Source organism: Candidatus Planktophila sp., from assembly GCA_030681675.1.
Taxonomy (GTDB): domain Bacteria; phylum Actinomycetota; class Actinomycetes; order Nanopelagicales; family Nanopelagicaceae; genus Planktophila.
The window spans coordinates 1-1,696 of record JAUXRP010000021.1; the positions used below are offsets into that span (position 1 = coordinate 1).

Annotated in this window: 2 protein-coding genes and 1 pseudogene; all 3 read right to left on the reverse strand. The window is 45.7% G+C overall.

All coding sequences use genetic code 11. The features are described 5' to 3' along the window. Positions 1 to 229: 229 nt before the first annotated feature. Positions 230 to 511, reverse strand: coding sequence for a Txe/YoeB family addiction module toxin (locus tag Q8K48_06130; protein ID MDP1851978.1), 282 nt, complete (start codon positions 509 to 511; stop codon positions 230 to 232). A gap of 9 nt (positions 512 to 520) precedes the next feature. Continuing rightward, positions 521 to 808 (reverse strand): type II toxin-antitoxin system Phd/YefM family antitoxin, encoded by a 288-nt coding sequence (locus tag Q8K48_06135; GenBank protein ID MDP1851979.1) that lies wholly within the window; start codon positions 806 to 808, stop codon positions 521 to 523. Positions 809 to 1,350: 542 nt separating this feature from the next. Then, positions 1,351 to 1,424: pseudogene (locus Q8K48_06140) on the reverse strand. Between the last annotated feature and the right edge of the window lie 272 nt (positions 1,425 to 1,696).

Consider the following 1,696-nt stretch of genomic DNA (forward strand, 5'->3'; position numbering starts at 1 on the left):
TTGGGGGTTTCGTCGATTTCTGAGGCCATAATGGTGCCAAATTGCTTCATGTGCTTATCTTCTCACAAATTTTCACCTACCCTCTCGCTGTGGCTGCCTAGAACAACTTGTCAGAATCTTCTTAGCCATTCCATTTAACTAATAACTACCTTAGAAAAATCAGCGGGATTTAGTTCTTGCCCATCTACTTCTCTTTGTGCAAGTAATTACAAATCAATACGCCAACTACCTATTTTTCGTAGTGAAAGCGTGAAGAGATTATTACTAGCGCCTTATCCTCGATCCGATAGACCAATCTGTGAGTCGTATCTATTCGACGTGTATACGTAGCTTGATCGTGAAATCTCAACTGCTCGGGCACGCCAATTCCAGTGAACGGATCTGTCAAACAACTCTGGATCAGTGCGTTTATGCGGTCAATCTTTTTCGCATTGCCGCTACGCAACCAGTACTCCAAATCCCGGCTTGCACGCTCGGTCATTGAAACCGAGGACAGTTTATTCTTAGCCACGCCAGAGGTTTACTTACGCTTCTTTGTGGCCTTCGGTGCACTCTTCACAGCTTGAATCGGAAGCTCCAGATCAAACAATTCACCGCGGTCGGCCTGGGCAAGTGATTCAAGTAACCATTCGCGATTTGCAGGAGTTGAAAGCAAGTATGTGGTTTCGATCATGGATTCGTACTCGCTCTGGGAAATGAGAACAGCGTTTCCTGCCTTCGAGGTTATGACCACTGGCTTCATGTCCTCATTTACCTGCTCGATTAATGGAAACAGTTGAGCACGTGCCTGCGAAGCGGTAATAGACATAGTTAAGAGCCTTTCTTGAGTGGTACCAGAAAGCGTACCATAGTGGTATTTAGTTATTCATGAGTTTCCAAAAGATCCGCAGTTAACAGCAGGTTTTTCTCATTTCATAAAGATGGTGGCCACATTCCTTACCTCCGTAGAAAATGGGTTAAACCCAAACCTTCATAAATCTGCAACTTAAGTCACTCAGAATTCGTTTCTGGGAGATGCGAAAGGCCCGTCGGAGAAATACCGACGGACCTGATCAGATAGCTCTCTGAGTTCGCATAAGGCAGTTGGGTCGGGCTTAATAGCCCGGCTCAACTTCACTAATTAAAGCAGAAATTCTCGTTACTCGGAGTAGTTTCGCAATTCACACTCTTGCCTTCAAATATCGTTACACAAAACAAAAGAAGCCTAACCAGTGTTAATCTTTAAGAGTCGCATTGGTGCACCACAGAGTTACAGAAATTAACCCCGTAGAGAAATCTGCGGGGTTTAGTTTGTTGGCTTGAAATCCAAAGTGGCCCTACGCGACAAACCGTAAGGCCACTTAGTGTGCGTGTCACTGGCGAGATTCGAACTCGCGACCTGCAACATAGTCGGTGTGCTGCTCTATCCTCTGAGCTACAGCGACACGCAGGGATGAACTTATGCGAAATTCATTTTCGCAACCCTTGAGGTACCAATGGCTGTGGACAATCCAGTGGTGCTAATATGCAACCACATAGTCAGTGTGCCCTCGTTAATCACGAGTTACAGAAATAAACCCCGTAGAGAAATCTGCGGGGTTTATTTTTTAGTGGACAAATGAAAGTAGCCCCGCATAACGTCTACGGGGCCACTTCGTCCAGGACTACCAAGGCCAAGCGATCTAATTAGTAGGGTTAACCACGTCCATCGCTTTAC

Excerpts from the sequence above, each read along its gene's own strand:
- Q8K48_06135 (MDP1851979.1), bottom strand. The coding sequence starts at position 808 with ATGTCTATTACCGCTTCGCAGGCACGTGCTCAACTGTTTCCATTAATC.